Source organism: Brassicibacter mesophilus, from assembly GCF_050433385.1.
GTDB lineage: Bacteria > Bacillota > Clostridia > Tissierellales > Proteiniboraceae > Brassicibacter > Brassicibacter mesophilus.
In genome coordinates, this window is sequence record NZ_JBNPXI010000018.1 from 16,909 (window position 1) to 43,502 (window position 26,594).

General features: G+C 31.3%; 27 protein-coding genes. 26 read left to right on the plus strand and 1 reads right to left on the minus strand.

Annotation, left to right across the window (positions count from 1 at the left end; translation table 11 throughout):
- Window positions 1-397 precede the first annotated feature (397 nt).
- From HNR33_RS16480 to HNR33_RS16595, 24 genes are all read left to right on the plus strand, one after another.
- Window positions 398-631 carry a hypothetical protein gene (locus HNR33_RS16480; RefSeq protein WP_429085309.1) on the plus strand — a complete coding sequence of 78 codons (234 nt, stop codon included), beginning with the start codon at window positions 398-400 and terminating at the stop codon, window positions 629-631.
- Between the two features lie 194 nt (window positions 632-825).
- Window positions 826-1,635, plus strand: coding sequence for an NAD(+) diphosphatase (nudC, locus tag HNR33_RS16485; protein ID WP_429085311.1), 810 nt, complete (start codon window positions 826-828; stop codon window positions 1,633-1,635).
- Window positions 1,636-2,006: 371 nt separating this feature from the next.
- Window positions 2,007-3,212 carry a GNAT family N-acetyltransferase gene (locus tag HNR33_RS16490; RefSeq protein ID WP_429085312.1) on the plus strand — a complete coding sequence of 402 codons (1,206 nt, stop codon included), beginning with the start codon at window positions 2,007-2,009 and terminating at the stop codon, window positions 3,210-3,212.
- Between the two features lie 266 nt (window positions 3,213-3,478).
- Window positions 3,479-4,744: an MFS transporter gene (locus tag HNR33_RS16495; protein WP_429085314.1), complete on the plus strand. Its 1,266-nt coding sequence runs from the start codon at window positions 3,479-3,481 to the stop codon at window positions 4,742-4,744.
- Between the two features lie 254 nt (window positions 4,745-4,998).
- Window positions 4,999-5,511, plus strand: a complete 513-nt coding sequence (locus HNR33_RS16500) for a cupin domain-containing protein (protein ID WP_429085316.1) — start codon at window positions 4,999-5,001, stop codon at window positions 5,509-5,511.
- Window positions 5,512-6,053: 542 nt separating this feature from the next.
- Window positions 6,054-6,887: an alpha/beta fold hydrolase gene (locus tag HNR33_RS16505; protein ID WP_429085318.1), complete on the plus strand. Its 834-nt coding sequence runs from the start codon at window positions 6,054-6,056 to the stop codon at window positions 6,885-6,887.
- Between the two features lie 487 nt (window positions 6,888-7,374).
- A complete protein-coding gene (locus HNR33_RS16510) occupies window positions 7,375-8,271 on the plus strand; it encodes a DUF3658 domain-containing protein (RefSeq protein ID WP_429085320.1) in 897 nt (298 codons plus the stop codon).
- 357 nt (window positions 8,272-8,628) lie between these two features.
- Window positions 8,629-9,561, plus strand: a complete 933-nt coding sequence (locus HNR33_RS16515) for an amidohydrolase family protein (RefSeq protein WP_429085321.1) — start codon at window positions 8,629-8,631, stop codon at window positions 9,559-9,561.
- Window positions 9,562-9,880: 319 nt separating this feature from the next.
- A complete protein-coding gene (locus HNR33_RS16520; RefSeq protein ID WP_429085322.1) occupies window positions 9,881-10,387 on the plus strand; it encodes a hypothetical protein in 507 nt (168 codons plus the stop codon).
- A gap of 154 nt (window positions 10,388-10,541) precedes the next feature.
- Window positions 10,542-11,513: an alpha/beta hydrolase family protein gene (locus HNR33_RS16525; protein ID WP_429085324.1), complete on the plus strand. Its 972-nt coding sequence runs from the start codon at window positions 10,542-10,544 to the stop codon at window positions 11,511-11,513.
- Between the two features lie 224 nt (window positions 11,514-11,737).
- Window positions 11,738-12,244, plus strand: a complete 507-nt coding sequence (locus HNR33_RS16530; protein ID WP_429085326.1) for a GNAT family N-acetyltransferase — start codon at window positions 11,738-11,740, stop codon at window positions 12,242-12,244.
- A 608-nt stretch (window positions 12,245-12,852) separates the two neighbouring features.
- Window positions 12,853-13,401, plus strand: coding sequence for a GNAT family N-acetyltransferase (locus HNR33_RS16535; RefSeq protein ID WP_429085328.1), 549 nt, complete (start codon window positions 12,853-12,855; stop codon window positions 13,399-13,401).
- Window positions 13,402-13,650: 249 nt separating this feature from the next.
- A complete protein-coding gene (locus HNR33_RS16540; RefSeq protein WP_429085330.1) occupies window positions 13,651-14,097 on the plus strand; it encodes a GNAT family N-acetyltransferase in 447 nt (148 codons plus the stop codon).
- A gap of 265 nt (window positions 14,098-14,362) precedes the next feature.
- Window positions 14,363-14,770, plus strand: coding sequence for a hypothetical protein (locus HNR33_RS16545; protein WP_429085332.1), 408 nt, complete (start codon window positions 14,363-14,365; stop codon window positions 14,768-14,770).
- 669 nt (window positions 14,771-15,439) lie between these two features.
- Window positions 15,440-15,775, plus strand: a complete 336-nt coding sequence (locus tag HNR33_RS16550) for a DUF6054 family protein (RefSeq protein ID WP_429085334.1) — start codon at window positions 15,440-15,442, stop codon at window positions 15,773-15,775.
- 63 nt (window positions 15,776-15,838) lie between these two features.
- On the plus strand, window positions 15,839-16,348 hold the full coding sequence (locus HNR33_RS16555; protein ID WP_429085336.1) for an HD domain-containing protein: 510 nt from the start codon (window positions 15,839-15,841) through the stop codon (window positions 16,346-16,348).
- Between the two features lie 184 nt (window positions 16,349-16,532).
- Entirely contained in the window at window positions 16,533-17,429 is an 897-nt protein-coding gene (locus HNR33_RS16560) for a carbon-nitrogen hydrolase family protein (RefSeq protein WP_429085338.1), read from the plus strand.
- Between the two features lie 148 nt (window positions 17,430-17,577).
- Window positions 17,578-17,985 (plus strand): VOC family protein, encoded by a 408-nt coding sequence (locus HNR33_RS16565; protein ID WP_429085340.1) that lies wholly within the window; start codon window positions 17,578-17,580, stop codon window positions 17,983-17,985.
- 338 nt (window positions 17,986-18,323) lie between these two features.
- Window positions 18,324-19,166 carry an AraC family transcriptional regulator gene (locus HNR33_RS16570; protein ID WP_429085342.1) on the plus strand — a complete coding sequence of 281 codons (843 nt, stop codon included), beginning with the start codon at window positions 18,324-18,326 and terminating at the stop codon, window positions 19,164-19,166.
- Window positions 19,167-19,475: 309 nt separating this feature from the next.
- A complete protein-coding gene (locus HNR33_RS16575) occupies window positions 19,476-20,222 on the plus strand; it encodes a hypothetical protein (protein WP_429085344.1) in 747 nt (248 codons plus the stop codon).
- Window positions 20,223-20,523: 301 nt separating this feature from the next.
- On the plus strand, window positions 20,524-21,327 hold the full coding sequence (locus tag HNR33_RS16580) for an APH(3') family aminoglycoside O-phosphotransferase (RefSeq protein WP_429085345.1): 804 nt from the start codon (window positions 20,524-20,526) through the stop codon (window positions 21,325-21,327).
- A gap of 80 nt (window positions 21,328-21,407) precedes the next feature.
- On the plus strand, window positions 21,408-22,283 hold the full coding sequence (locus tag HNR33_RS16585; protein ID WP_429085347.1) for an aminoglycoside 6-adenylyltransferase: 876 nt from the start codon (window positions 21,408-21,410) through the stop codon (window positions 22,281-22,283).
- 140 nt (window positions 22,284-22,423) lie between these two features.
- Entirely contained in the window at window positions 22,424-23,293 is an 870-nt protein-coding gene (locus tag HNR33_RS16590) for an NAD-dependent epimerase/dehydratase family protein (RefSeq protein WP_429085349.1), read from the plus strand.
- A gap of 47 nt (window positions 23,294-23,340) precedes the next feature.
- Complete coding sequence (locus tag HNR33_RS16595) at window positions 23,341-24,219, plus strand: hypothetical protein (RefSeq protein ID WP_429085351.1); 879 nt, start codon at window positions 23,341-23,343, stop codon at window positions 24,217-24,219.
- Between the two features lie 121 nt (window positions 24,220-24,340).
- On the opposite strand, the gene HNR33_RS16600 is transcribed toward HNR33_RS16595, so the two are convergent.
- Window positions 24,341-24,511, minus strand: coding sequence for a hypothetical protein (locus HNR33_RS16600; RefSeq protein WP_429085353.1), 171 nt, complete (start codon window positions 24,509-24,511; stop codon window positions 24,341-24,343).
- 242 nt (window positions 24,512-24,753) lie between these two features.
- On the opposite strand from HNR33_RS16600, the gene HNR33_RS16605 reads away from it, so the two are divergent.
- Both HNR33_RS16605 and HNR33_RS16610 read left to right on the plus strand, forming a co-directional pair.
- A complete protein-coding gene (locus HNR33_RS16605; protein ID WP_429085354.1) occupies window positions 24,754-25,944 on the plus strand; it encodes a hypothetical protein in 1,191 nt (396 codons plus the stop codon).
- A 94-nt stretch (window positions 25,945-26,038) separates the two neighbouring features.
- Entirely contained in the window at window positions 26,039-26,416 is a 378-nt protein-coding gene (locus HNR33_RS16610; RefSeq protein WP_429085356.1) for a hypothetical protein, read from the plus strand.
- The last annotated feature ends 178 nt before the right edge of the window (window positions 26,417-26,594 follow it).

Below are 26,594 nucleotides of genomic sequence, written 5' to 3' on the forward strand. Positions count from 1 at the left end.
TTATTAGTTTACTAATTGATGCATGTCATCGTTTATATCATATGAAGGATTATAGATGAGAAGCATCATCACTTTCTTCTTATGTGACGAACAAAAACAAAAAAATCTGATGCGGATAGTCAACGAATAAAGAGTAGTGCAAATATGCCACTACCACTAGTAGCACCTTGCCGGTTTCGCTATCGCTACACCCAAATGCCCCAGATAACCTAGTCGAAGTTTAGGAAAACTAACGTAAGAGCTATGTAAACTTTTCTAAACTCCTGTAACGATGGGAGACTTCGGCAAGCTAGACGTTATCAGAAAGAAAATATTCAAAAAATTCAAATATCGTTGCATATGAAAATATTGGATAAATTTTATACTAATATGATTAAGATTTAATAAGAGGATACTGATGAAAATACTAATATTTATTCATGGAACTATTTTAGTGCATAAAAATGCGTCAGGAAAGGCAAGTGAAGGAAGAGTTCATCAAGTAATAAATAACGATCTGTCAATACATGGCTTTATGCCTTGTGTTCCAGTAGGCATTCTAATGGAAGACTTGGTATATGGGCGAGTCAAGGGGCAGAAGTTATTTATTCAAGTTCAAACAAGACACCTCAATTTCAGTGTGGCTTTCTGAGGTCGAAATTTTGGTGAGTTAAAAAATTAGGGTAATGGATACATAGGTGATTTTATGAATAATGAAAAAAACAGGTATGTTGTAATATGATTGAGGAATTTATTTCAGGTAATGATTTCTATTATTTTGGAAGACCGCAGTAGGTAAAAAAGGAATCTGTTTCTAAAATTTTAGTATTGATGGAGGTAACTCAAATGAATGATACGAATATCAATGAATATAGCATAAATTCATATTGTTTTTTATTTTACAAAGATGAAATTATATTTAAAGAACATGAAGATTATACTGAGTTTCTATTAATTAGTGAAGTTGAAAAGCTTGGAATTAATAATTCTGAAATGATATATATAGGTACAGTAGATGGTAGTGATTATTATGCTACAGATATATCTACTAAAGATAAGATTCAAGGTTATTTCTCAAAAGATGTGGGGGAAATATATGGGGAAGTTGCTGAAAATATATTTTTACTTACTTTACGTGCCTTACATTTATTAAATTGGTTAAATAAAAATAAATATTGTAGTTGTTGTGGAAAAAAAGTACAGATAGAGCCTAAAAAAGCTTATATAGAATGTTTAAATTGTGGATATATTATTTATCCGCGGATAACTCCGGCTATAATAGTTGCTATTTTAAATGATGATAAAATTCTTTTAGCACGTTCACCTCACTTTACACCTAATATGTATAGTCTTATATCTGGGCATGTTGATCCAGGAGAGTTTATAGAGACGTGTGTTAAAAGAGAAGTCAAAGAAGAGGTTGGAATTGATATAAAGAACATTAAATATTTTGGTAGTCATCCATGGCCCTTTCCTAATAAACTTATGCTTGGATTCATAGCTGAGTATTCATCTGGAGAAATAGAAATAGACAATGATGAAATAGAAGCAGCTGATTGGTTTTCGTTAGATGATTTACCCAATATACCAGAATATAAGTTGAGCTTTGCAAGAATTATAATTGATTATATACTCGAGTTTCGAAAGAAATCATAACTATAATTTAGTTAAGTAACACTGTGGCTTTATGATGATGGGGACTCTTGCACCTGCTTAAGTCCATGTTAGGAATAATTATAATAGCTACATGAAAAAGAAAAGCTATTTATGTGTTGGAGATGAAAAGTGGGGAAGGATCACAAATAATCAAGAATGGATGGAAAATGTACGTGCTTTTTACAAAAAACAAGCATCTGGAGAGAGTCGATTTTATCTATGGATATTGTTTTTATATACTCGTTGATATACAGAACAACATAAAAATCTGGACACCATTCCTATTAGAAAATAGAGAAGACTTGGAATTCCACTATATTAAAAATCTTTTATTCAAAAAACAATTAACTTTATGCTAGGAGAATAAAACTATGAAAGTTAAAAAAATAAAAGCTAATAATCTTGAGCAAGTAAGAGAATTACATGTCTATTGTACAGGCCGTCAATGGACTGATAGTGTGCCATCAAAAGATGAATTATCATTTTATACACCTGATGAAATATTAGGAATGTTTGAAGGTGAAAAATTAGTATCTATGATAAGGAACTATACTTTTAATCAATCAGTAAGAGGTACAATTAAGAAGATGGGAGGAGTCTCTCATGTAGCTACTTTTCCTGAACACCGTTTACATGGATATGTAAAGGAATTAACAAAAGCAGCATTTTTAGATATGAAAGAAAAGAAGCAATCTGTTAGTTTGTTACATCCTTTTAAAGAAAGCTTTTATAGTGCTTTTGGCTATGTTGGTACAAATGACAACTTGTTAGTTAAAATTTCTCTTGATGGATTTTCTCATTATTTAGGAGATGTATCGAAAATAGGAGGTGAATGGGAAGAAAAGAGGGTAAGGGCTATTGATGTACAAGATGAATTTGAGGAATTTAAATTTGAACTTGATTTATTGGAACATCATGGACTTGTTTTTCTTAATGATATGTCTAGTGAATATTGGAAAGAAGATCATGGTGGTGTAATTGTAGTATTCATAAAGAATAATAATAATATTATGGCAGCAGCAAAATATATTAAAATAGGCTCTGGAGAAAATGGAAGAATTTTTGTGGCAGAAATGTATTGGAAAAACATAGAAAGCAGAGTGATGTTATTCAGATATTTTGCAAAGCATAAAAATCAATTCTCACATATAGAGTTAAGAATTCCGTATGGCGTTAATTTCTTTGGGTGGTTATGTGATCCAACGAGACCTTTTGAAGTAAAGATTAATAACAATCCATGGATGGTAAGGATTATTGAAGCAGTAGAAGCAATGAATGATATCAAAGTGAATTTAGAAGGCGAGATTGTTTTAGAATTACATGATGAGTATTGTCATTGGAATAATGGTGTTTATAAACTGGAATCTGTTAATAATAAACTAAAAATGAGTAAATGTAAGAGTGTAAAATCACATGTAAAGATGGATATAAGAGGGCTTACAGCACTTCTATATGGTGTACACTCCGTAGAAGAATTAGAATTTAGGGAGTGGATTGTCCTATCAAATTCAAAGGATAAAAAAATATTAGATGAATGGTTCCCTAAAAAGTTTTTTTATAATCCATATTATTTCTAAAGTATTAATTCGTTGTGCATAGCGAGTAATACTCTTTTATCCCATACTGTTCTAAAATAGATGGAAGAGCATTTTTAATTCGCAATTTTTTAAAAATATGTAATTAATATGGAAAACAATTTTAGTAATGTGATGATTGATTTAGAGTAAATCAAAATAGGGTAAAGACGAAACTGCAACTGATACAGCATGGAAGACATTTTAGCATAGTAGACAGAAAAAGTGAGATAATCATATTATTTAAATAAGTTACAAGGAGAGAAAAGATGGCCAACAACGTAAATGTTGAATCTAATAATTCTAAAACAAAGAAGACAATTGAAACCAAAAGTAAATTATGGAATCTGAATTTTATATTACTATGGCAAGGTCAATTGGTTTCTAATTTTGGAGATTCAGTATATGATATAGCCTTAGGATTCTGGATATTAGCTAAAACAGGGTCTACTGGTTTGATGGGAATATTAATGGCAACAGCAGTTATTCCAAGAGTGTTTTTGTCACCCATTGCTGGTACATATGTAGATCGACATAATCGGAAAAATATACTTATTATAACAGATGTTATAAGAGGGATAGTAATAAGTTTTGTTGGTGTAGCAGCAATCATGAATTTTATTCAGATTTGGATGGTACTCTTGGGTGGAATAGTTCTTGGAATCTGCGGTTCTTTCTTTAATCCAGCTGTACAATCATCTATTCCTGACTTAGTACCAAAGGATAAGCTTGTAAAAGCTAATTCAGCTTTTTCTTTAGCTAGCACTGGCACAGATATTATAGGAAAAACTGCAGGAGGATTTATTTTTCAAATAATAGGTGCACCTATTATGTTTTTAATAAATGGTATAAGTTATATTTTTTCAGCTTGCACTGAGCTGTTTATAAAGATTCCAAATAAGAAAAGGGATATAAATAATGTTAATTTTTTTGAAGATTTAAAATCAGGGTTCAATTATGTAAAGAGTTATACAGGTATAAAGTATTTATATATAACTATTGCTTTTCTTAACTTCTTTGCTGTTATGGGTATTACTTTATTGCTCCCATTGTTTAATTCAAAGCAATATCTTGGACCTGAGAGATACGGGGTAGCAATGGCATTCTCAACTGGAGGAATGTTTTTAAGATTCTTAATCTTGTCTATTGTTGAATTGAGTAATATTAAGAAGTCATTAATTTTTACTGTTGGAGGATTAACTAGTGGTTTGGCTATGGGAATACTTCCACACGTTCCCAACTATTTTATTATTATAACCTTATTATTTATTAACGGTCTTTCCGTAGCTGTTGTTAATTCAATACTTCAATCAAGTATGCAAGCGGCAGTTTCAGAGGACATGCGAGGAAAAGTATTTGGTTTTAGAAGAGCTCTATCATCGTTACTTATTCCTATGGCAATGGTAATAGGTGGAATATTAGCAGAATTCATTTCAATAAGCATAATAATTTCAGTTGGATTTAGTATTATACTTATATTATTCTTTGCTTTAGGATTTATGAAACCTGTAAAACAATTAATTGATAGTTTGTAAGATAAATTATTTTCATTAGGGCTAGATGTTTTATTATTATGAATAGTTAAGGTCTTATATCATGCTATTTGCAGACAGTCCATGAAAAACATGTGGGTCATGCAATGATAGTAAAAACTTTAAATGGCATTGACAATACTTTTTGGAGCATTTCTTTGGATTAAAAGATGTAGTAGTAGATTATGTGTTGTAATAATTAGTTTAGGAAGAAAGGTTACATTGTTTACTTGTTTACAAGAAGGGGGAGGAGATTATTGCCAAGTATTTTTAATGAAAAAGAACTAAAATTTAAGTTTAGTCAATCTCCAATAGATGAGTTTTCATGGCATAAGAGCGAAAACCTATCTCATCTTGCAAAGTCAGATGACTTGGTCTTTGATATTAAACTGCTTAATAGTGGAAAGTATTCTTATCCTTATCATTTTCATAGAAATGCTGAGGAGTTGTTTGTTATCTTAAGCGGAAGAGTAATGCTTAGAACTTTAAAAGGATTTAAAGAACTAAGAAGTGGAGATATAGTATTTTTTGAAAAAGGACATATGGGTGCTCATCAATTGTATAATCATACAGATGATATTTGTTCATATCTTGATATAAGAACAAAAAAAGATATTGATATATGTGAGTATCCTGACTCTGGCAAAGTAAATATACTTCCATTCAGAGAAATATTCCTTCAAAATAATCAAGTAGATTATTTTGAAGGAGAAGAGAATATTGAAGAGAGATGGAGCAATTACAAAGATAATACTTTGGACGAAATATAGGCGTCTTATTTATGTCACGATAGGTTGCTTAGGAAATAGTATTGGCAACATCATTTAACAATGTGTCCACATTGATCACAGGTAAGGTATTCCTCTACGGTAAGCGCCCTTAATATACTCCATCACCTAAGCACGTCGCATTAGCCCTTGTCAAAGTATGAACGCCTTCTTCTAAGGCGCTGGAACGTCGTGAACACAGGACATTAGTGGAAATCCTTAAGTAAGTTTTTTGCATTATAAAATAAAACTAAATATAGATTATTTATATAAGAATGAAGTATTAAGATATGAAAATATATATTGTCGGTTCAGTTTCCAGTGGAAAATCTACACTTGCAAAAAAGTTGTCTGAATCATTAAATATTCCTTATAAATCACTTGATGAAGTTGTACATATCCCCGACAAATCATACTCTTGGGGTAATCGAAAAAGGAAAGTTGAAGAGCGGGATAAATTGTTTTATTCAGTAATACAACAACCAAATTGTTTTTTTATTGAGACTCAATCTTATAAAATAGTAAAATGATAAGGGGATAAATAAATGTATATAGAGATGAATGATAGAGTTAATATATATGTAAAACAGTCAGGAGAGGGAATACCTTGTATATTTATTCATGGCGGGCCAGGAGAAGGTAGTCTTGATTTCGAAGTATTAGGTGGCAATTCTTTAGAAAAATTTATGCAAATAACATATTTTGATCAAAGGGGAAGTGCAAGATCAGAAGGAACAAGCAGTGATGATTATTCTATAAAGAGAGTAATAGAGGATATTGAAGAAATAAGGGAAAAATTAGGAATATCCAAATGGATAGTAATGGCACATTCATTTGGAGGAATTATTGCCACAAACTATGTTTACAAATATCAAAATTTTGTAGATAAGCTCATTTTATTAAATGCGACTCTTAATATGGAAGATTCTTTTGCCAGTCAAATAGTTTATGGAGCGAATCTATTATTTAATGAAGAGTTGCAGCCTACAGAATATAATTATGATTTAGAAAAGTGGCAATATATTGTTAGCAAACTTATTGAAAAAGATATATTTTATAAACTCCAGTATAAAGATTATAAAAATTTTTTAAGGCTAAATGAGGTAAGTAATCAGATAGATAATTTTAATGCAACTATGGCAAATCAGGCTTTTAACAACAAAGAGTATTTTGAAAATTATTTTGAGCTTACAAAAGAAATAACTGTTCCTGTACTTGTTATAACTGGGGATAAGGATTTTGCTGTTGGGCCAAGTCATTACAAAAATTTTATGTTTCCTAATAAAAAGATTAAAATTATACAAGGGAAACACATGTTATACTTTGAGAATAACGAAGAATTCAAGTCAATTGTTAAGGAGTTTATTGAAGCAGTATAAAGTTAAAGCTTATTATAGGTTAACATGTTAGTATGCAATTTTCATATAGTACGAAATTAATTTAAAGTCAACTGAATTAGACTTCTGATTAAAGTGTAGTGACTAAAACTACGTATAATAAAGCACTCAAGGTCGTTCTGGCAATGACGTACATTCAAGCGGGTGTGAATCCTGTCAGGGGAAGACTTAGCCAATCGCTTGTATCGAGTCTTGGAGGTATTACAGTAACGTAATGCTTTAAGAGTAGATAGAAAGTCAGCGAGGTCCCACATGGTATTTTTCATAGTGGGAAAGTATGCAGCACACACCACATCACCCACTAAAGGGGTTCAGTGGCATCTGTCATGCGAAATGTTACACGATAGGTTGAACAATTGACGTGGAGTCCTGACACGTTTTATAAATGGGTTATGCTTTACAGAGCATTGATTCGTAATAGTTTTAAAGTGCGAAGTGCGGATGATTTATATAATAGGTGGTGGTATAAATGGTTGAAGTGGTATTTAGCGACAGCACAAAAGGTTCTATGAAGGTTGCTAAAAACTATAAAAAGGAAAATATAATAGGTGGTGCTATTGGTTATATTGGGGTACCTCTAAGCAAAAAGGAGTTTGAAGAACACTTTGAGGGTGAGGCATTAGGCGGAAACTCAAAGGAAGTAATAGGTGTTTCGTTCTGTCTTGATATTGGAGATATTTCAAAAGATACCACTAGTGAAGAACGAAAAAAGTTACTTTTTGAAATGTTTAAAAATCCATTTGAAAATCAAGAGAGAGAGGAAAAGATATTTGCAAATTATTGGGAAGAAAATCTTGCTGGTCTACAAAAGCTTAATGACAGCGCTAAAAACGGTGAGCATGTTCGTATATGGTATAGTGATGCACCTTATTCCATGTGTGGATTTTATTTTTTAAATTCTGTTTTAAAAGAATATAACTGTAAAGTAACAGCAATAAAATTACCCAAATATCAAACTCAGAAAAACGATACAGTTATTTCGTATTCATCTTGGGGCGAAGTTGCTCCGGGAAAGTTTTATCAATTTCTACCACTTGAAGCTGAAATTTCACAGCTTGAACGAAAATTCATAGCATCAGAATGGGTAGAGCTTCAAGGGCAAAACGCCCCCATTCGTGCAGTTATAAATGGAAAACTAACAAGCGTAGCCGAAGATTTTTATGATTATTTTATTCGCCTAAACATACCAGAAGAAGAGTTTATTATGGCACGCCTTATAGGAGAGGTACTTGGCAGACATCAGCTTAGTGTCAGTGATTGGTGGATTGCACACCGTATAAGGAACATGATTACGAACGGAGAATTGAAAGTTATTTCAGATAATGAATTTGATTATCGCAAGATATTGAAAAAAGTTAATTCATAGTAAAGCTAATGAGTATTACGAATAGGAGGGAATTTGAGATTGAAACATGCTTACTGTTCTTGCTTTTGCGGGCTCGACCCATCGTGTAACAATGTTTCTGCACAAGGGTGAGGGAACCAAAGGTATGCAGTATTGCTTTATAGAGTGAGCACGAAGTAGGTGTACCACGTACCTTTACCTGGTGGCAAGCACTACCAAGGAGAAGGGCTTTGTTAGTTCGGCTCAGAGACGTTACAGACATGGGGCGTTAAGAAACAGGCTCGATGTAACTACGTGTTTGGACAGGCTATTTTAGACAAGCTTTTAGTGAACATCTAATAGTTAGGTTGGTTTAGTTAGATGAAAAGGAGAGTTTAAATGGAAGCTAATTTTATTAAAGCTTTAGAGAAGCATGACATTGAGAGTATTAAAAAAATTTCTAAAGGAGATATTCATAATCATGCACCAAGGGGGGGAAATGTACGCTTTATTGAAAAGTGGGCAGGGGTTCAAATTCCACGTTTGAATCGTAAGTTTATAGATCTTGATGATATGCAATCGTGGTATAAAAAAAATATTAGATGCCATTGTCAGGGGACAGATGGTTATGAAGTACGAATTAAAGGTGCTTTTGAGCAAGCAAAAAATGATGGTGTTACTAAGCTTATTTTGAGTTTTGGACTGGGGGAAGAAACTCTTTATGATAATTTATCTAATTTTATAAAGGTCATTTCCAGTATTCATAAAGAAATTGCGCCAGAAATTGAATTTATTCCCGAACTATCATTAGATAGAGGTATTAATGTAGATTCTATACTTCATTTATGCGATGAATATTTTAATATGAATTTCTATCAATCAATTGATATATGTGGAAATGAATTTGCACAACCAATAGATAAATTTAAGCCATTATATCGTTTAGCAAAATCATATGGTATGAAATTACGTGCTCATGCGGGAGAATTTGGTGATGCAGACTCTGTTAGAGAAGCAGTAGAAGAGCTAGAACTAAATGAAGTCCAGCATGGTATAGCGGCGGCGAAATGCAAAAGTACTACTAGATGGTTAGCCGATAATAATATTACTCTGAATATCTGTCCAGCGAGTAATATTATTCTTAGCAGATCACAAGATTACAAAACTCATCCTATTCGAACTTTATTTGATGATGGTGTAAAAGTAACAATCAATACTGATGACATTTTAATCTTTGATGTAAGTATATCTCAAATGTTTTTAGATTTTTATAAAGCAAATGTTTTTACTGCTTATGAGTTAAATGAGATCCGAAAAAATGGACTTATGTAATTGAGAGTAAAGTGTAAGCTATTCACATTTTTATAATTAGTACAAGTAAATACAATGCTTAAAGGAGTGTAGCTTCTATTTACTCTTAGCTTTGTAGGACAGAATCCATCGCCTAACATGGCATTTTCGCAAGGGTGTACTAGGGTACAAGCTTTGGCAGTGTCCACCATACTTTCTCACTGAAAGCCAAGCTAAACCAAGACAGTATTCCTATAAGGTCCAGTTTGAAGGCGCCACAAGTACGAAGACATCATGCACAATGGTGAAAATCTAGTATTTTTTTAGGACTGAAAAGATATAAACATTCTGAGGAGATAACATGGGAAAGAAAAGTGTTGCTAGGATTGTGACAGCTGTATTTTTAATAATAATGGTAGTTTATAAGGTTCCTATAAATTTTGATAAAAGCTATAAAGGCTATACTTTATATAATGATGAGGGTAACACAAATAAACAGATTACAATACATCTTAAAGGGAAATTATCACGTAATTTTATGTCTGATAATGTTTTTAGTGGGAGAAATATATTAGCTGATGCAAGTATGGATGTTAACTCTGCACTTCCAGGAAATTTAAAAATGAGATTAGAAGGAATTAAATCAAAAATTAGAAGAAAACCTCTAATCGTTTATGGTACAAGTATAAATAAGGGTTATCTTGAAACGACAGGAAGGATACATATTTCAAGAGACTTTGAAGAATTGTGGGGATATTCAAAAGAAATGAGAGAAAAGTTTAAAGATACAGATATTATATTTGTAGCGCCAGCTGAAAATGAACAAGAAGCTAAAGCTAAAATGGAAGGTCTTAATGATATTAGATGATAAAGGAACTACGTTTGACATGCAGCTTCCCATGTCCTACATAAAGTGTGTAGGACATGGGAAACTGTAAGAATGTTATATGAAAAACTGGGCGAAATTAATGGTACCCAGTTAGAGAAGAGGGGTATTTTAGATTGAGGGGGAGGTAATTCTTTTGAAAAAAAGTATATTCAAAAAAACACTTAAAATTATTTCGATTATTTTAGTGTTGATACTAGTTTGTTCAACTATATATTTGGTTAATTTTATAACAAAATTAAAGAAGTATAATCCTAGTGAAGGGGGTAAATATTACTGGCCTTACTATGTCTATATTTCTAATGGAGTCAAGCAAAAATTAGAAAAAGGTGAGAATGTTAATATATTAGTTTTACCTAATAATTCTATGGGGGTTTCTGATAATATGTCACGGCATGAAATGTATTCAATATTTCATGCATTGGTAGGTCATATAATGTTTGGAGATTTAAATACTATTATATTAGTTCCTATATTTCCACGACCACAAAAGGAGTTTTTGATTTATACACATGCGCTTGATAGAGATGTTATGGTAACTGATATTAAAGAGCTACAAAGACTTGATTTACAACTTATTGCAATGATAGATGAAGTAAGAGGAAGAAATGAAAAATGGAAAATTAATAAAAAGGTATTAATGTGGGGGTTTTCTGCAAGTGGAATGTTTACAAATAGATTTACTTTATTACATCCTGATAGAGTTTTAGCATCGGTAGTTGGTTCTCCTGGTGGTTGGCCAATAGCACCAGTAAAGGAATGGCAGGGCAAGCTCTTGAGATATCCTATTGGAATAGGAGATTTTTATAAAATAACTGGAGCGCAATTTGATTTGGATACCTATAAAAATGTACCACAATTTTTATTTTTAGGTGAAAATGATACTAATGACTCAGTTCCATATGACGATAGTTATGATAATGAAGATGAGAAGTTAATAAACAAATTATTTGGATATGAGCCTATAAAACGTTGGGAGTATGCTGAGAAAATTTACAAAGAAGTTGAAATAGATGCGAAATTTAAAGTATATAAGGGTGTTGGTCATCGTCCAACTTTAAAATCTTTTAAGGAAGCTAAAGAATTTTTTATAAAGAATATGAATTAAAATATTAATAGTTAATTATGAAGTGTACCCAGCTTTCAGATAACAAGAGTTACTGTTTTCTCTGATGCTCTTCTCAAATTCATTTACTAAGCTAAGTCTAAATAATACTAATGAACTTCGTGAATTCAAAAACGTTATAATACATGATAATATAGAGGTAGTTTTCTGAGGCCGTAGAGGATAAAGGATTTTATTTAAGCATTAAATGCTATAGGTGTGAAGGTATGAAAGAGGTGGTTGAAATACATGTACGAATTGCTACAGTAGAAGAGATGAAGAAACTATGGGAATATAGTGATTCTCCTACTTATAAATATTTTGTTAATGGTATAACTAGTGGAAATATCGAATTTTGGGCTGTAGAAAGCATAAAAGAAAAAAAGTTGATAGGTGAATTATACATATTCTGGAACTCAGAGGATGCTGATGAGGCTGATGGAGTTAATCGAGCATACTTATGTGCGTTTAGGATTGAGGAACAGTTTAGAGGGCAGGGGTTAGCAAGTAAGTTAATGAAGGCTGCTTTGGGCAGGTTAAAAGAGAAAGGGTTTTATGAAGTTACGATTGGTATTGACAATGAAAATCACGAGAAATTGAAGAGTATGTACAACTCGTGGGGATTTAACGAGTTAATAAAGCAGCAACATTATGATCATCATTATTTAGATATTAATAATAATCCTGTATATTTTGAAGAACCGCATGATTTATATTTAAAAAGATTGAAGTAATTAGATTATATTTAATGTACTAAAGTAGTGGCGAATATTGCCACATCTTATAATAGAACTTTAGAAATATAGGAAAGAAATATTATAGAGAAAGACCGAGGTAGCGCTAAGTCTTAAAACATTATATACCAAAAAGGTTCTTTTCTTTTTATGATGATAATACAATAAAGAGCATATTTGAAGAATATTTTGAAATTATTGATTTTGAAGTAGTTAAACAAGATAATCCGGATTTACATTACCAAGCAATTATATTACGCAAAAAGAATTAAGGGGTTTGCTAGAGTCATTTGACGTAATTTCGCTTAACAAAGCACTCCTACTCGTTGTGGATAATATGGGTTAAGCCTTCGGAAAACTCACAATACGTCTTACATGCAAATGCATGGTTTGGAAAACGTCAGAGACACAAAACGGTCTGTAAAATATAAGGGACCCATTAATTAAGAAATCTTAGAATTACTAGGAGAATTTTAAATGAGTGAATTTAGTTTGCCATATTTTTCGGAAGGCTATGTTAGAAACTATAAGAGGTTAAATTTTTATAGTTTTAAGAGAAAGGCATAGGTCACTTCAAAAAATACATATATTAAAGGAGAAATTATATGATGCAAAGAAATTTATATTATCATAATTTTAATGACAGTGAACATATGGAGTTTCGTTCATTTTCAAGTGATGATTCAATTGAAGAATTAACACATCTTCTTCATAGGTCTTATAAGATTTTAGCTGACATGGGACTTAAATATGTGGCAACTACACAGGATAACAGTATAACATTAAAAAGAATAAGGAATGCCTATAAATGTTACATAGGTATGTATAAGAATAAGATTGTTTCTACAATATCTCTGTATAGTCCAAAACCTTCGGACACAAGTAGTTGGTATAATAAGGATTTTGTAGCTAAGATTGGACAGTTTGCTGTTGCACCTGAGCTTCAGAAATACGGAATTGGAAGTAAAATGATGGATATTGTTGAAGAAGAGGCTAGAAAGATAAAGAATGTGACAGAGATTGCATTAGATACTGCTGAAACAGCGCATCATTTAATTGGTTTTTATAAAAAAAGAGAGTACAGGTATGTGGAAACTATTCAATGGCATGAAACAAATTATAAGAGTGTGGTATTAAGTAAGTCGCTATATTTATAACTTTACGAAGAATTATTGATGATGAATGGGTCATTAACTCATATAACACTAATATTCATGTAAGGGTGCATAAGAAAAGTAGATACACCATACCTGCAATACTAACTTCACTCTAAGTGTCTCGATGTCAGAGATGTCAAGAATGCCGTATGTAAACCTAGAGTAAAAGAATGATTGCATAAAAGTTTTTAGATGGGTTTTATTGAGATGCAATTGTTGAAAAATGTGAATTAAGTGATGGAGGATACTATGGAAGATCTAGTTATTAGAGAATGTACATATAATGATTTAGAGGATGTAGTGCATTTACAGAAGCAATGGGCTACAGAAGAGATAACTCATGGGTTTGTTCCTGCAGATAAGAATTATTTAGAAACAAAACTTGGTAAATATTTCTTCGTTGCTGAATCAAAGTATGAGATTGTTGGATTTATCTATGGAACAATTCATAAAGCAGAGAATATGGCTATTATAGATAGTGGGCAACTTTACATTGAAGTAGATGATGTTTATGTCTCATTAAATAGTAGAGGCACAGGGCTAGGTAGTTTTTTATTAGATAAAATATTAGAGGTAGCTAAAGAAAATGGAATTGAGAGGTCTTTAATTTATTCATCAACAAAAGATATGGATAGTATTATTAATTTTTATAAAAGACATGATTATAAAACATGGTGTATTAAAATGTTTAAGTAATATTGTTACCTCGGAAAATTCTAAAAGTACCAAGCAAAGAATCAAAGCACATTTCTTTATTAAGCTAAGTCTAGATAGGCTCACGAAGGTCTTAAGTGCGATAATGTTATAAGAAATGACTGGTGATATCGGGGTTGTTCCTTAGGAGTCTGCTTGACAAAAAGCAAGATGTTGCATAGCAGTAGAATAATTTTTGATAATCTGTATTTATATTAAGTCTTTCATAAAACAACTTAAATGGATTTTTATATAAGGAGATAAGCTTGTGAAAAATATTAAATGGCGTGAAGTAACTTTTAATGCTCTTATAATACTTGTATTATTATTACTTGCATTAAATTCATTTTTATATAGCAAATTCAAAAAAATGGAAAGTAATACTAATTATATTTCTAGATTATCCAGTGCAATAGCAATTGCAGCAAATAGCAATGACATGGTATTTCTTACACCAGAGTTATTACCTGAAGATCAAGATTATTTAATAGACACCTTTGAAACAATTAAACCAGCAATAGGAAGACAATATAGCATAAAAAATTATATTGCTATAGAATATGCCAATGGTAATATCTTAATGATAAAAGTTACTCGAAATAGAGAAGGTGAATTTTTAATTCAAGACATGTTTTTATTAGATGAGGATATTTATGAAAAATTAAAAAGAATGTGATTTGATGAAATGTTCATTTTGCACCAAAGAAATGAAATTAGGAAACATTAAATAAATGGCGGAAATATAAACATTTTTATACTGTAGATAAAGCGTACTGGGGACAAGGGTTAGAATGCGATATAGCACAAATTCTAGTTAAACATGGATTTGACTTATTAGGTTTATCAAAATTGTAGAAGATATTGATCTATATAACATATCATCAATTAATTTGGTGGAGAAATGTGGGTTTAAATATAATTGGCATATCCAACATGGAGGGTTTGAAAGATTAGAATATATTATGTTTGATTCAAACTTTAGGTAGAAATTGTAATACTTAGAGTAACATTAAACTACTGATGTCCTATAAAAATATATAGTACATAAATATGTTACTCCACTTAGCATTGTGAATGTATCTATAGATGTAAACCCAAATATAAAAGTATTTTTATTTCAAATTCTAAATACCTTGGTTCTAATATTGTTTATATCTTTTATTGTATGCTTAGTAGTAAATTACATAAAAAAGAGAAACTGTAAAGATAAGTAGTATATTCTTGATGTGATTTATGACGTATTTCTAGCATCATGTGTATCTGAATTCAAATTTTTAAGTATACTGTTAAGGCTTAATAATAATGTTATATTTATATGTAAGTAAATATTAAAGGAGGACGGAAAATGGGAAATACATTAAGGGTGTCTACATCCATTGAGGAAACAGTTAATATAATACATGAGGAAGTTGTTAATGGTAGCATTACGGGAGAATTGCTAGACCGATACGAGATTAATAGCTTGGACAATAAGAAGTGCGTAGTAATGGTATTTGATAAACATTATTATAGGGCAGGGAACAGATTAACTCTAACAGTTATAATAGATAGCTTAGAAGATGTAACAAGAGTGCATTATATTAGTGGTGGTGGAGGAAAGGGATTATTTACTTTTGATTGGGGAGCATCTGAAAGCTTTGCCAATATTGTTCCTGAAGTATTAAAAAAATATATTATATGATAGAAAATTTATATTATGTATATGAATTTATGTTCCATTGATATGTGAATATAAAAATAACTTATGATATCAGCTGGGAGTGAAGATACGAATAGAATTGAAAAGCTTAGAGAATACATAGATGTAATATTGCTAAACATGCAAGATGTTGAAGAACGTAGATGTGCATATATTCATCTTTATGGAGTTGCCCAATATTGTGCGATGATTGCAATAAAAAGAGGGGGAAATAGTGAACTTGCTATAATGGCAGGTATGCTGCATGATTTATATTGTTATAAAACTATGGTTAGAAAAAATCACGCGCATAATGGAGCTGATCTAGCAAGGTGTATTTTGAAGGAATTGAAATTGACTACGGAAGAAGAAACAGAATTAATTTGTTCTGCAGTATATAATCATAGTGATAAAGATAAAATCCATTCAAAATTCGATGAAATATTGAAAGATGCCGATGTATTTCAACATAACCTTTATAATACAGCATTTCCCGTAAAAGAAAAAGAAATGCTGAGATATTTAAACTTGCTTAAAGAGTTCGGAATTAGTAATGCTTACATGAATGCTCTTTAACTTCAATTGAAAATAATCTTTAAATATCTTTGACTATAAAAGCTTTGGCAAAGTAATTTTGAGTGAAGTGATTACTAAAAACGTTAGGTGTAATTCCTGAGAAAGTTTTAGCAGATTAGTGTTATAAGCTGAAATAAGGATTATTTTCATTTAACGTGAGAAAGTATACGAGGGGGATTATTCTATGAAGCACTTATTTAAAATTGCGATAGTGCAGGAGAAACGAGATTCTTATGATTGTAAAATTAATACGGAAAAAGGATTGGATATTGTTAGAGAAGCAAAAAAGCTTGGAGCAGATATTGTTCTATTTCCAGAATGTTGGATAACTGGCTATGAATTTCCTGATGTTGATAAAACTTTATCTCTAGAAGAAATAGTTCAACTGCCTATGTATAAAGAGTGGAGTAATTTGGCGTTAGAAGATAACAGTACATATATTAAATCATTTTGTAAGATTGCAGAAGAATTAAATATTGGTGTAGTTATAACAGGCTATACAAAAGGCAAGGCCAGGCCGTGCAACACAGCCTTTGTAATTGATAAATATGGAGAAATTATTATGAAATATAGTAAAGTACACACTTGTGATTTTGCAGATGAAAGAATGCTAGAGAGTGGAGACGAATTTAGTGTATGTGAATTTGATGGAATCAAAATAGGAATTATGATTTGTTATGACAGGGAATACCCAGAAAGTGCAAGAATTCTTATGTTAAAGGGTGCAGAAATAATCTTAGTCCCAAATGATTGTGAAACAATGCCTGCACGAATTCAAGCATTGTCTACAAGAGCCTATGAAAATATGATTGGAGTTGTAATGGCAAATATTCCAGGAGAAAATGCTGGTTGTTCATGTGCGTTTAGTCCAATAGTGTGGGATAAAAGCGGAAAGCCAATAGATAATACAATTGTCCTTGCAGGAGGTATAACAGAAGGTATACTTATAGCGGAATTTGATATAGACAAGCTAAGGGATTATCGTAGCCACGAGATGATGGGGAACACATTTAGAAAGATTAAAGCATATTCAGAATTATTAAGTGATGAAGTAAGAGAACCATTTGTACGTACATACTGAATATGATTTTAGTTCTCATTCTTATTCGCTTCGTGAAACGGACTCAAGGGTATTTGGAATGCGAGAGCGTTAAGTGAAATTGGACTGAATTTCTTTTTTTAGTAATAATTTATTAAATTAAAATTCTGTTAAAGGAGATATAGGGTCTATGATAACTGGAATAAATCATATTACTTTTGCAGTGAGTGATTTAGAAACATCTATAAATTTTTATTCGGAGTTATTAGGGTTAAAATTAGTAGCACATTGGGATAGAGGAGCATATTTAATGGCTGGGAATATATGGGTCGCTTTAAATGTAGATAAAAAAACTAAATTTAAATTTAATTCAGATTATACACACATTGCATTTAATGTACTTTCAACAGAGTACTATAAATTAAAAAAACGACTTGAAAAAGCAGGTGTGAAGACATTTAAAGAGAATACATCAGAAGGTGATTCTTTTTATTTTCTTGATCCTGATGGCCATAAATTAGAATTACATTATAATACTATAGATGATCGTTTAAAGTGGGCAAGAGAAAACGACTGGGATTCCTTCGTTATTAAATAATATAAAACTCAGTGATATATTGAGCATTTCATATTGATTAGTTATTTAAGTTGGCTTAATTATTAAATATAATGGTTTAATATAAATTAACTGATAAGTGATAATTTATTGAAAATAAAGACGTTTAACGAATTACTTACATATCCGCTGAATGAGAAGCTTTACCAGTAATATTTTGAGGGATAGTTAAAATTCGCATTTGTTTATAACTACAAATCAAATAATATTTATATAATGGATATTTTTTATAGTAAATATATACCGTCTTTTTTGGTTTGATAAATGACGGGAATAATAAATATATTTCCTCTATAATTTAATTGGAAGGAAGGGTATTGATGGAATGGATTGATCGTCTTAATGAAGTCATCAGCTACATAGAAGAGCATCTTAATGACGAAATAAATTATGAAGTAATAGGGGAAATTGCTGTGTGTCCTGTTGGTTCATTTCAAAGAGCATTCTCATTAATGACAGGAATTACGCTTTCAGAATACATTCGCAGGAGAAAGCTGACAATGGCAGCTTTTGAATTACAATCTACAGACTGTAAAGTAATAGATGTTGCGGTTAAATATGGGTATGAGTCATCAGATGCTTTTTGTGTTGCTTTCAAAAAAATACATGGCATTACACCTACAACTGCCAAACAACAAAATATTAAGTTAAAATCCTATCCTCGCCTGACCTTTACACTTACAATAAAAGGGGATGTAGAAATGAATTATCGTGTTGTTGAAAGAGATAGTTTTAAGACAGCTGGGAAAATCGTAACTTCATCATTGGAAAACAATATAATACCACAGTTTTGGGATAAGTGTAAAAAAGATGGTACTATTGATAAGCTACTTGAAATAGGTGTAAACGCCTATACTCTAGGCATGTGTTTCGGCTACAACGATGAAGGTAAGAATGATTATATGGTTGGCATTGAAACAAATCATGAGTGTATTGAGAGTATGAAAACTGTTGTAGTCCCTAAATCTACTTGGTTAGTTTTTGAATCTATAGGTCCAATAAATCCAACACTCGGAAATACTTGGGGTAGAATATATGGGGAATTCTTGCCTCAAAGCATTTATAAACAGGCAACACTACCTACTATGGAAAAATACTTTAGCGGTGATGTCGATTCTGATGATTATTATATTGAAATTTGGATTCCGGTAGTTAAAGAGTAAGTATGTGTTATGAGCATGATTCTTGATTAAGTTACTTCATTTTCTTTATTATGTGAAAATGTAATGAAAATTAGCATATCACGGATCACAATACTGCCTGCTGAAAAGGGCTCTGCGGGTAGCAACTCATGGACGTTGGATAAGCGGCCCGTTAGATGACAGATAGTGCATTACTATGGAGCTATGTGCGAGTTTGATAGGGATGATTACGTAGTTTTATTCATAGTTGTACAATATCACGAATTAAGATTATTTATCTTTTCATAGCACATAAAATATAAAAATGCAAAAAACTAGGGGGCTATTGCTATGAACATTACTGAAAACATCGTCTATTTAATTCGAGAACAAGTGGAGAAAGCCAATCGTCCAGATTTATTTCGTGAGCCAATCTGTGCATTTTCTTCGGCAGAAGATGAAAAGTACCATATGCTTAAAACGATTATTGGCGATTGGCATTGTGACCCCATTGAACTTTTACCTGATGCCAAATCAGTCATTTCCTTTTTTGTGCCGTTTACCCAGATGGTTACTAAATCAGCCAAAAATGAGGAGCCTGTTTCTGCAATATGGGGTGAAGCTTATTTAGTTGTTAATGACCTTTTTGACACGATCGGTCAGAAGGTTGCGGATTATTTAAAAGAACAGGGATTTTCAGCTATGCTTATCGCAGCTACTCACACTTATGATCCAGAAAAACTACAATCAATGTGGTCGCATCGTAGTGCAGCAGCAATCTCAGGACTCGGTAGATTTGGTGCTAATCGACTGCTGATTACAGAAAAAGGATCTGCTGGCCGTTTCTGCACTGTTTTGACTTCTGCTGTGCTGGAGCCGTCTGTAGCTTCTGCACCAGAACGTTGTCTTTATAATAAAAACGGAAGCTGCCTATTATGCATAAAGACCTGTCCTGTTCATGCATTGAAGATTGATTCCTTTGAACCATTTGCTTGCCATGATCATTTGCTGAATAATGCTGATTTTCTAAACAAGGTGGGTTTTTGCGATGTTTGTGGCAAGTGCATTGCTAACTGCCCAATGGCCTTTTTAGAGTAAATTGAACTAATTAATAACGTACTCTCTTATCACATAAATAATGTCTCATCTACTGATGTAGAGAAGTACGTTAGAAAAAAAGTATATTTTTATTATATTGAAACCACGAATAAAGAAAATTATTAATAATCATGAATAAAGTTGGAGAAGATTAAGAAAGTTTTACAAACAATGTATAATAAGGTCTTAGCTACATAAGAAGGAAACAACATAGGAAAAGACCAATGTTGCTAAGCCTCAGAATGCTGTATTTCATTTTATTTCTATTATTGCTAGAGTTTTGGTAGGAGGCTATTTGAATATGAACGAAGTTTATAGAGGAAACTTTATTAATCTGTCATATAGGTTAAGCTCCATAATAGGGGATGCAAGGTGGGAAAAAGATATTATCGGTTGTTCAAGTTCAGAAATATTTTTTCTTGAAGGCATTTCAAACGGAGAAAATGCTTATTTAAAAGTAAATAATTGTAAGGACAATTTGCTGGAAAAAGAAAAAGAAATCTTAATTTGGTTAGAGAATAAAATACCTGTTCCGCAGGTATTTTATTATGATGTATTTAATGGCAAAGAATTTTTACTGATATCAGAAATAAGAGGGTTAAATGCAGCGCATGATTATTATGTCTCTAAGCCTGCTAAAGTTGTAACAACACTGGCAAAGTCTCTTAGATTAATTCATGAGGTAAATTTATATGATTGTCCATTTGATAGTACTCTTAATAAGAAGATTGATGAAGCAAAAGAGCGAATTAATTGTGGATTAGTAGACGAAAATAGCTTTGAAAGAAAATATATAGGCAAGTCAAGTGAACAATTATTTGAAATGGTCTTAGAAAAGAGACCGGCTAATGAAGATTTAGTTTTTACTCATGGTGATTATTGTATGCCCAATATAATACTATCAGGTAACAAATTAAGTGGATTTATAGATTTAGGAAGAGCAGGAATCAGCGATAGATATCAGGATATAGCATTAATAGTACGTAGTTTCGAACATAATTTTGGAACAGATAAGTGGAATGATTTATTTTATAAAGAATACGGTATTACAGATGTAGATTATTCAAAAATAGAATTTTATATTTTGCTAGATGAATTGTTTTAGAATTGTATAAATGAAGCAAAATGTCAGACAACACTTGCTTTTACAAAGATGCGTTTTGAAAAATTTTAAGGGGTGGTACTTTGCGTAGTGAACAAGAAATGATCAATCTAATACTTAAAGTTGCTAAAGAGGAAGAGCGTATTAGAGCAGTTTACATGAGTGGCTCTCGTGTTAACGCTAATGTAAAAAAAGATATTTATCAAGACTATGATATTGGGTATGTTGTAACCGAAACTAAGTCATTTCTCGACAATAAGAATTGGATTTCTGTATTTGGAGATATAGCTATGGTTCAGGAACCTGATTTAGTTGACGCTGCCTTTGGTATAAAACATGATTTTAGCCGTTCTTATACATGGTTGATGCTCTTCAAAGATGGTAATAGAATTGATTTGGGAATAGAAATTAAAGAAAAAATGTTAGAAGAATATGCAAAAGAAAAGCTTATTGCTCCACTTCTGGATAAAGATAATTGTTTGCCTCAAATACCACCAGCTACAGATGAAGATTATTGGGTTAAAAAACCAACAGAGGCACAGTACACAGGCTGCTGCAATGAATTCTGGTGGTGCCTTAATAATGTTGTGAAGGGTATTGCAAGAGACGAATTACCTTATGCTATGTGGATGTTTAATGTTGTTGTGAGAGATATGCTTGTGAAAATGATAGAATGGTATATTGGTATTAATACAGACTTCTCAGTATCAGCAGGAAAGAAAGGAAAGTTTTTTAAAAAGTATCTGCCTAATGAGCTTTATGAAATGTATTCAAAAACTTATTCTGATAGTGAGTATAACAACTTATGGGCGGCAGTGTTTAAAGCATGTGAATTGTTTAGAACTATCGCAATGATTGTTTCCGAGCACCTCGGATACACATACAATCAAAGTGAAGATACCAATATGACAGAGTATGTAATCAAAATAAAAAACAATTATTTTAATCAAAAAATATAAATAAAAGTAAAACACATCAATAGTAAAGGTAGGTTCGTGACATTAAAGAGTATATTTTGGGATACAGGTTATTGTATTGAAATTAGCGTTTCTACTACTAGAATCGTTAGGTGATATTTTGGACTATAGGAGGAATTATATTGGAAATATTAGTCTTAGGTGGGACAAGGTTTTTTGGAATTCATATGGTACGTGAACTACTTAGAAAAGGACATCAAGTAACTATTGCTACTAGAGGACGAATTATAGATGAATTTGGAGATAGCGTCAAAAGAATTATTGTTGAACGTACAAATCCTAGAAGTCTACTAAATGCATTTAAGAATAAAAGCTATGATGTAGTATGTGATAATTTGGCATATTGTTCAAACGACGTACGATATATTTTAGATAGTGTAAAATGTAAACGCTATATTATGGTTTCCTCAGCTGCGGTTTATAACAAACATTTTGACACAAAAGAGACTGAATTCAATCCAATTGCCACTAGTTTGAAATGGTGTTCAAGAGGAGATTTTCCATATGATGAAATAAAGAGACAAGCAGAGTGTGCATTATTTCAGAATTATTCATTCCAAAATGCTGTAGCCGTACGATATCCATTTGTTGTTGGTGAAGATGATTATACAAAAAGGATGTATTTTTATGTAGAACATATAGTCAAAGGTATACCGATGTTTGTTGATAATAGAGAAAAGCAACTTGGATTTATCTGTTCTGATGAAGCGGGCAAGTTTCTTGCCTACCTTACAGAACAAGAGTTTTGTGGCACCATCAACGGAAGCAGCTATGGAACAATATCAATTAGTGAGATTGATGCATATATAGAAAAGAAAACTGGTATAAAAGCGATTTATACACCTGATGGAGATGCTGCACCATATAATGGTGAGGATAATTATAGTATAAATACAGAGACAGCTAGAAGCATAGGATTTGATTTTTCAGTACTCAATGATTGGATATATGATTTACTAGACAAGTACATTAAGATTGCAAATGATATTTAGCATATTATGCAAACGTAATTGATATTAGAGTAAGAAAGGGAAAACAGATGAATATAATAGGAGAGGTTTATAAAGAATTAGCTGAACTTGGTTTATCGGAAAATAGTCATATTGACTTGCATGAAATTCAAAACAAAGATGGAATTTATTTATTTAGAGTTATATATGAGAATAAATATTATGTACTCAAGTATTTCTTGAAAGAGGAATATACAAGAGAAATAAGCAACTATTCTATTCTTAAGAAGTTAAATATACCAACAGCTAAAATATTTGCTTATACATATAGAAGTCTATTACTTGAGGATTTAGAAAAAAGCAAAAAATATAGACTTGGAAAAGGATCGGATTTATTTGATACTAAAGTAGCAAAGGCACTGGCAGCTTGGTATAGAGATTTACACAATAAGAGTGCAAAATATTTATCTGAAAAGGATAGAGATTTTTATAGGGAAATTGATGTTATCACAAAAGAAAATATCTCTTTAATAAGAAACTGCTCTAATACCATAGATAACCCAGTATGGAATTTAATCTTTCATAACTTTGATCTTATCTCTAATAAAATTAGAAGTCTTGAAGAAACTCTGACTTATAATGATTTCTATTGGACTAATCTTGCAGTTAGTAAAGATAAAGAAGAGGCAATAATGTTTGACTATAATTTACTGGGAATAGGTTATAAATATAGTGACATTAGAAATGTATGCTCATCATTATCAAAAGAGGCTGGAAAAGTATTTATTAAAGAATATGGTGAGATTGATGAAACTGAGAAAATAATTGACGATGGGCTATCAATCCTTGTTAATTTGATATTTGCATATAAAAGGTCTAAATTTCCTAAATGGGCTCAAAAGTCTCTGAATGCTGTTTATAATGGAGAGTTAGAAAAAGCTCTAAGAAAAATACTAGATTCACATTGATATATCGAGAGAATAAGTTCCCATAACAACCATCATCTAAACCATCAAATGGTTATCAAGGGTTTTTTGAAAAAAAGTAGAATATACTAGAAGTAACAATGAAAGTTACCATAGAAGGATTTTATTCAATAATCTTTTTATCATAACGAATTCTTAATACAGTATTTGCATATCCACTATCCCTCTTATATATGCCAGCTAACATAGTTTGATATAAAGCTTTTCTAAGATATGTTGAATCTCGTTTTGATATGTTATTATTAGAAACTCTAAATGTTATTAACTGATACATAGGTCAACTCCACCAAGTTATTTTTCAGTAGGAAATCTAGTGATATTACCAATTTGTGAGAGAATAGTTAAGGATACAATTCTCCAATACATGTAAGGCATAGAAGAAGCTTATAGCTAGTAGAAAGATTATCTAGAAATAAGTAATAATTTTAATGGATTTAGTAGCTTTAAAAAATAATATGACTGAAAAATATAGTATTTATCGATTTGTAAAGTAGTATGTTAAAAGGAGTGAAGGTGTTGACTAGTAAAATAGAATTATTTCATTTTGGAGATTGTGGGCAATATGATGAACTGAATCCGTTTTATATATTTGCAAAAGAAAATACACCAGAGATTTTATTTCTAATTGCCCATTCTGAGCCTTTTGAATTGAAAGCAAATGATATTGCTAAGTTATTAGATTGTGAATTAAAATACTTGGAGAATATTTTAAATGCTATGGAAAAAATACATATGGTTTTAGTGAAAAATGATAGGTATTCGATAAATTTTCCTGTTTTTTTAGAGAAAGACCTGCATTTATTAGATAAGTTTTCAAAAAAAACGGCGCAAAAAATTGGTGATTTAGTAATCATGAATAAGGAAAAGCTTCATCAATTAGTATCAAAACTAAGTGCGCATAAATATTTTTCTTATGAGCGATTACTATACCATATTATTGGTGACTACATATTTGATGGAACCGCTATTGAATATTTTGGAACTAGAGAAATATTTAAAATTTCAAAAGAGCAGCTTGGACATAGAGATTATATATTAATAGGTTTTGAAGAAAGTGAAAAAATGTTTGATTTTAGTGACAATATTCTGTGTAGCAGTAATAACTATAAGGTTAAGAATATTAGATTTAATAGCTTTGGAGATGGTAATGGAAATAGAGAAGATCTTTATAGATTTTTTAGGCAAGTTAATTCAAGTTTAAAAAATGCTACAGATAATGATAAATTAAATCTTAGCTATATAAAATTAATAGAGCAACAAAATCAAATGTTGGGTGAAAACTGTGCAATACTGATAAAACGTGTGTTGAATGAAGATATTTGTATTAGTGATTTATCACCAATGGAAAGAAAAAGATTTGATTTTCTTAAAGAATTAGGGTATGTCAGAGAAGATAAAAAATCAAAAATCTCTTTTAAAGTTCCTGTTTTTCAAGCAAATGATATTAGTATATTAAAAGAAATATCTAACTGTATTTTATGTATAATTGAAAATGAGATAGATAATACATTCAAAAAATTAAATAATGATTATAAGGAATTGTCAGCAATAAAACATAAAGTAGATATAAAAGAGATAGCAAATGAATTATGGCATCAAGTATTTGGAAGTATAAATGAATATCTTGTAGAAAAGAATTTTTTTGAGAGACCTAACTACATAGATGGTCAAGGAAGATTTTTTCAAAGCATATATATAGAGGAGTAAAGCACATTGCTATTACAGCTAACAATGCACTCACCTTCTATTTGAGAATACCTGGAGATGAATGGTAAATCATAAAATAAAGGAGTGAATTAATATGAAAAAGCTCCAAAACTTACTGCTGGTTGTTATTAGTGCAATTCTTTTATCTACTGTAAGTGCAGGATGTGTTCGGCAACTTGGGAACGAAGATGCTGAAGGACAACAGTGGGATTATAAACCTATGATTTCAAAAGAAAGTCATGTATACGGAGATACTGGAAATACTAGAGAGAGTTTACCAGAAGATTTTGTTCTACTAGGGCAAGTAGAAGAGGAGATTTCTCAGACAGAGCCTATGGTAAAAGGAAAAACTTACTTTGTATCAAATACATTGCCTATTAAAACCGAGATATACGGGAATAAACAGAATGAAAGAACAATCTATGCAAAGTACAATGACATATTTATTAAGTATGAGTTGAATGAAGAATAGGTTTAGGATAATTTCCTAAAGAGAACAAAAGAGAATGGCATTATCTTTGATAATTAATTATGTAGGTAAGGTCCATTTTTGCATTATGAGAAGAACTTTGAATATGGGTGAAAGTATATAGTCATTTTTTATAAACCATTGTAAAAATACTTACGATATTAGATTTAGAAGCATTTGG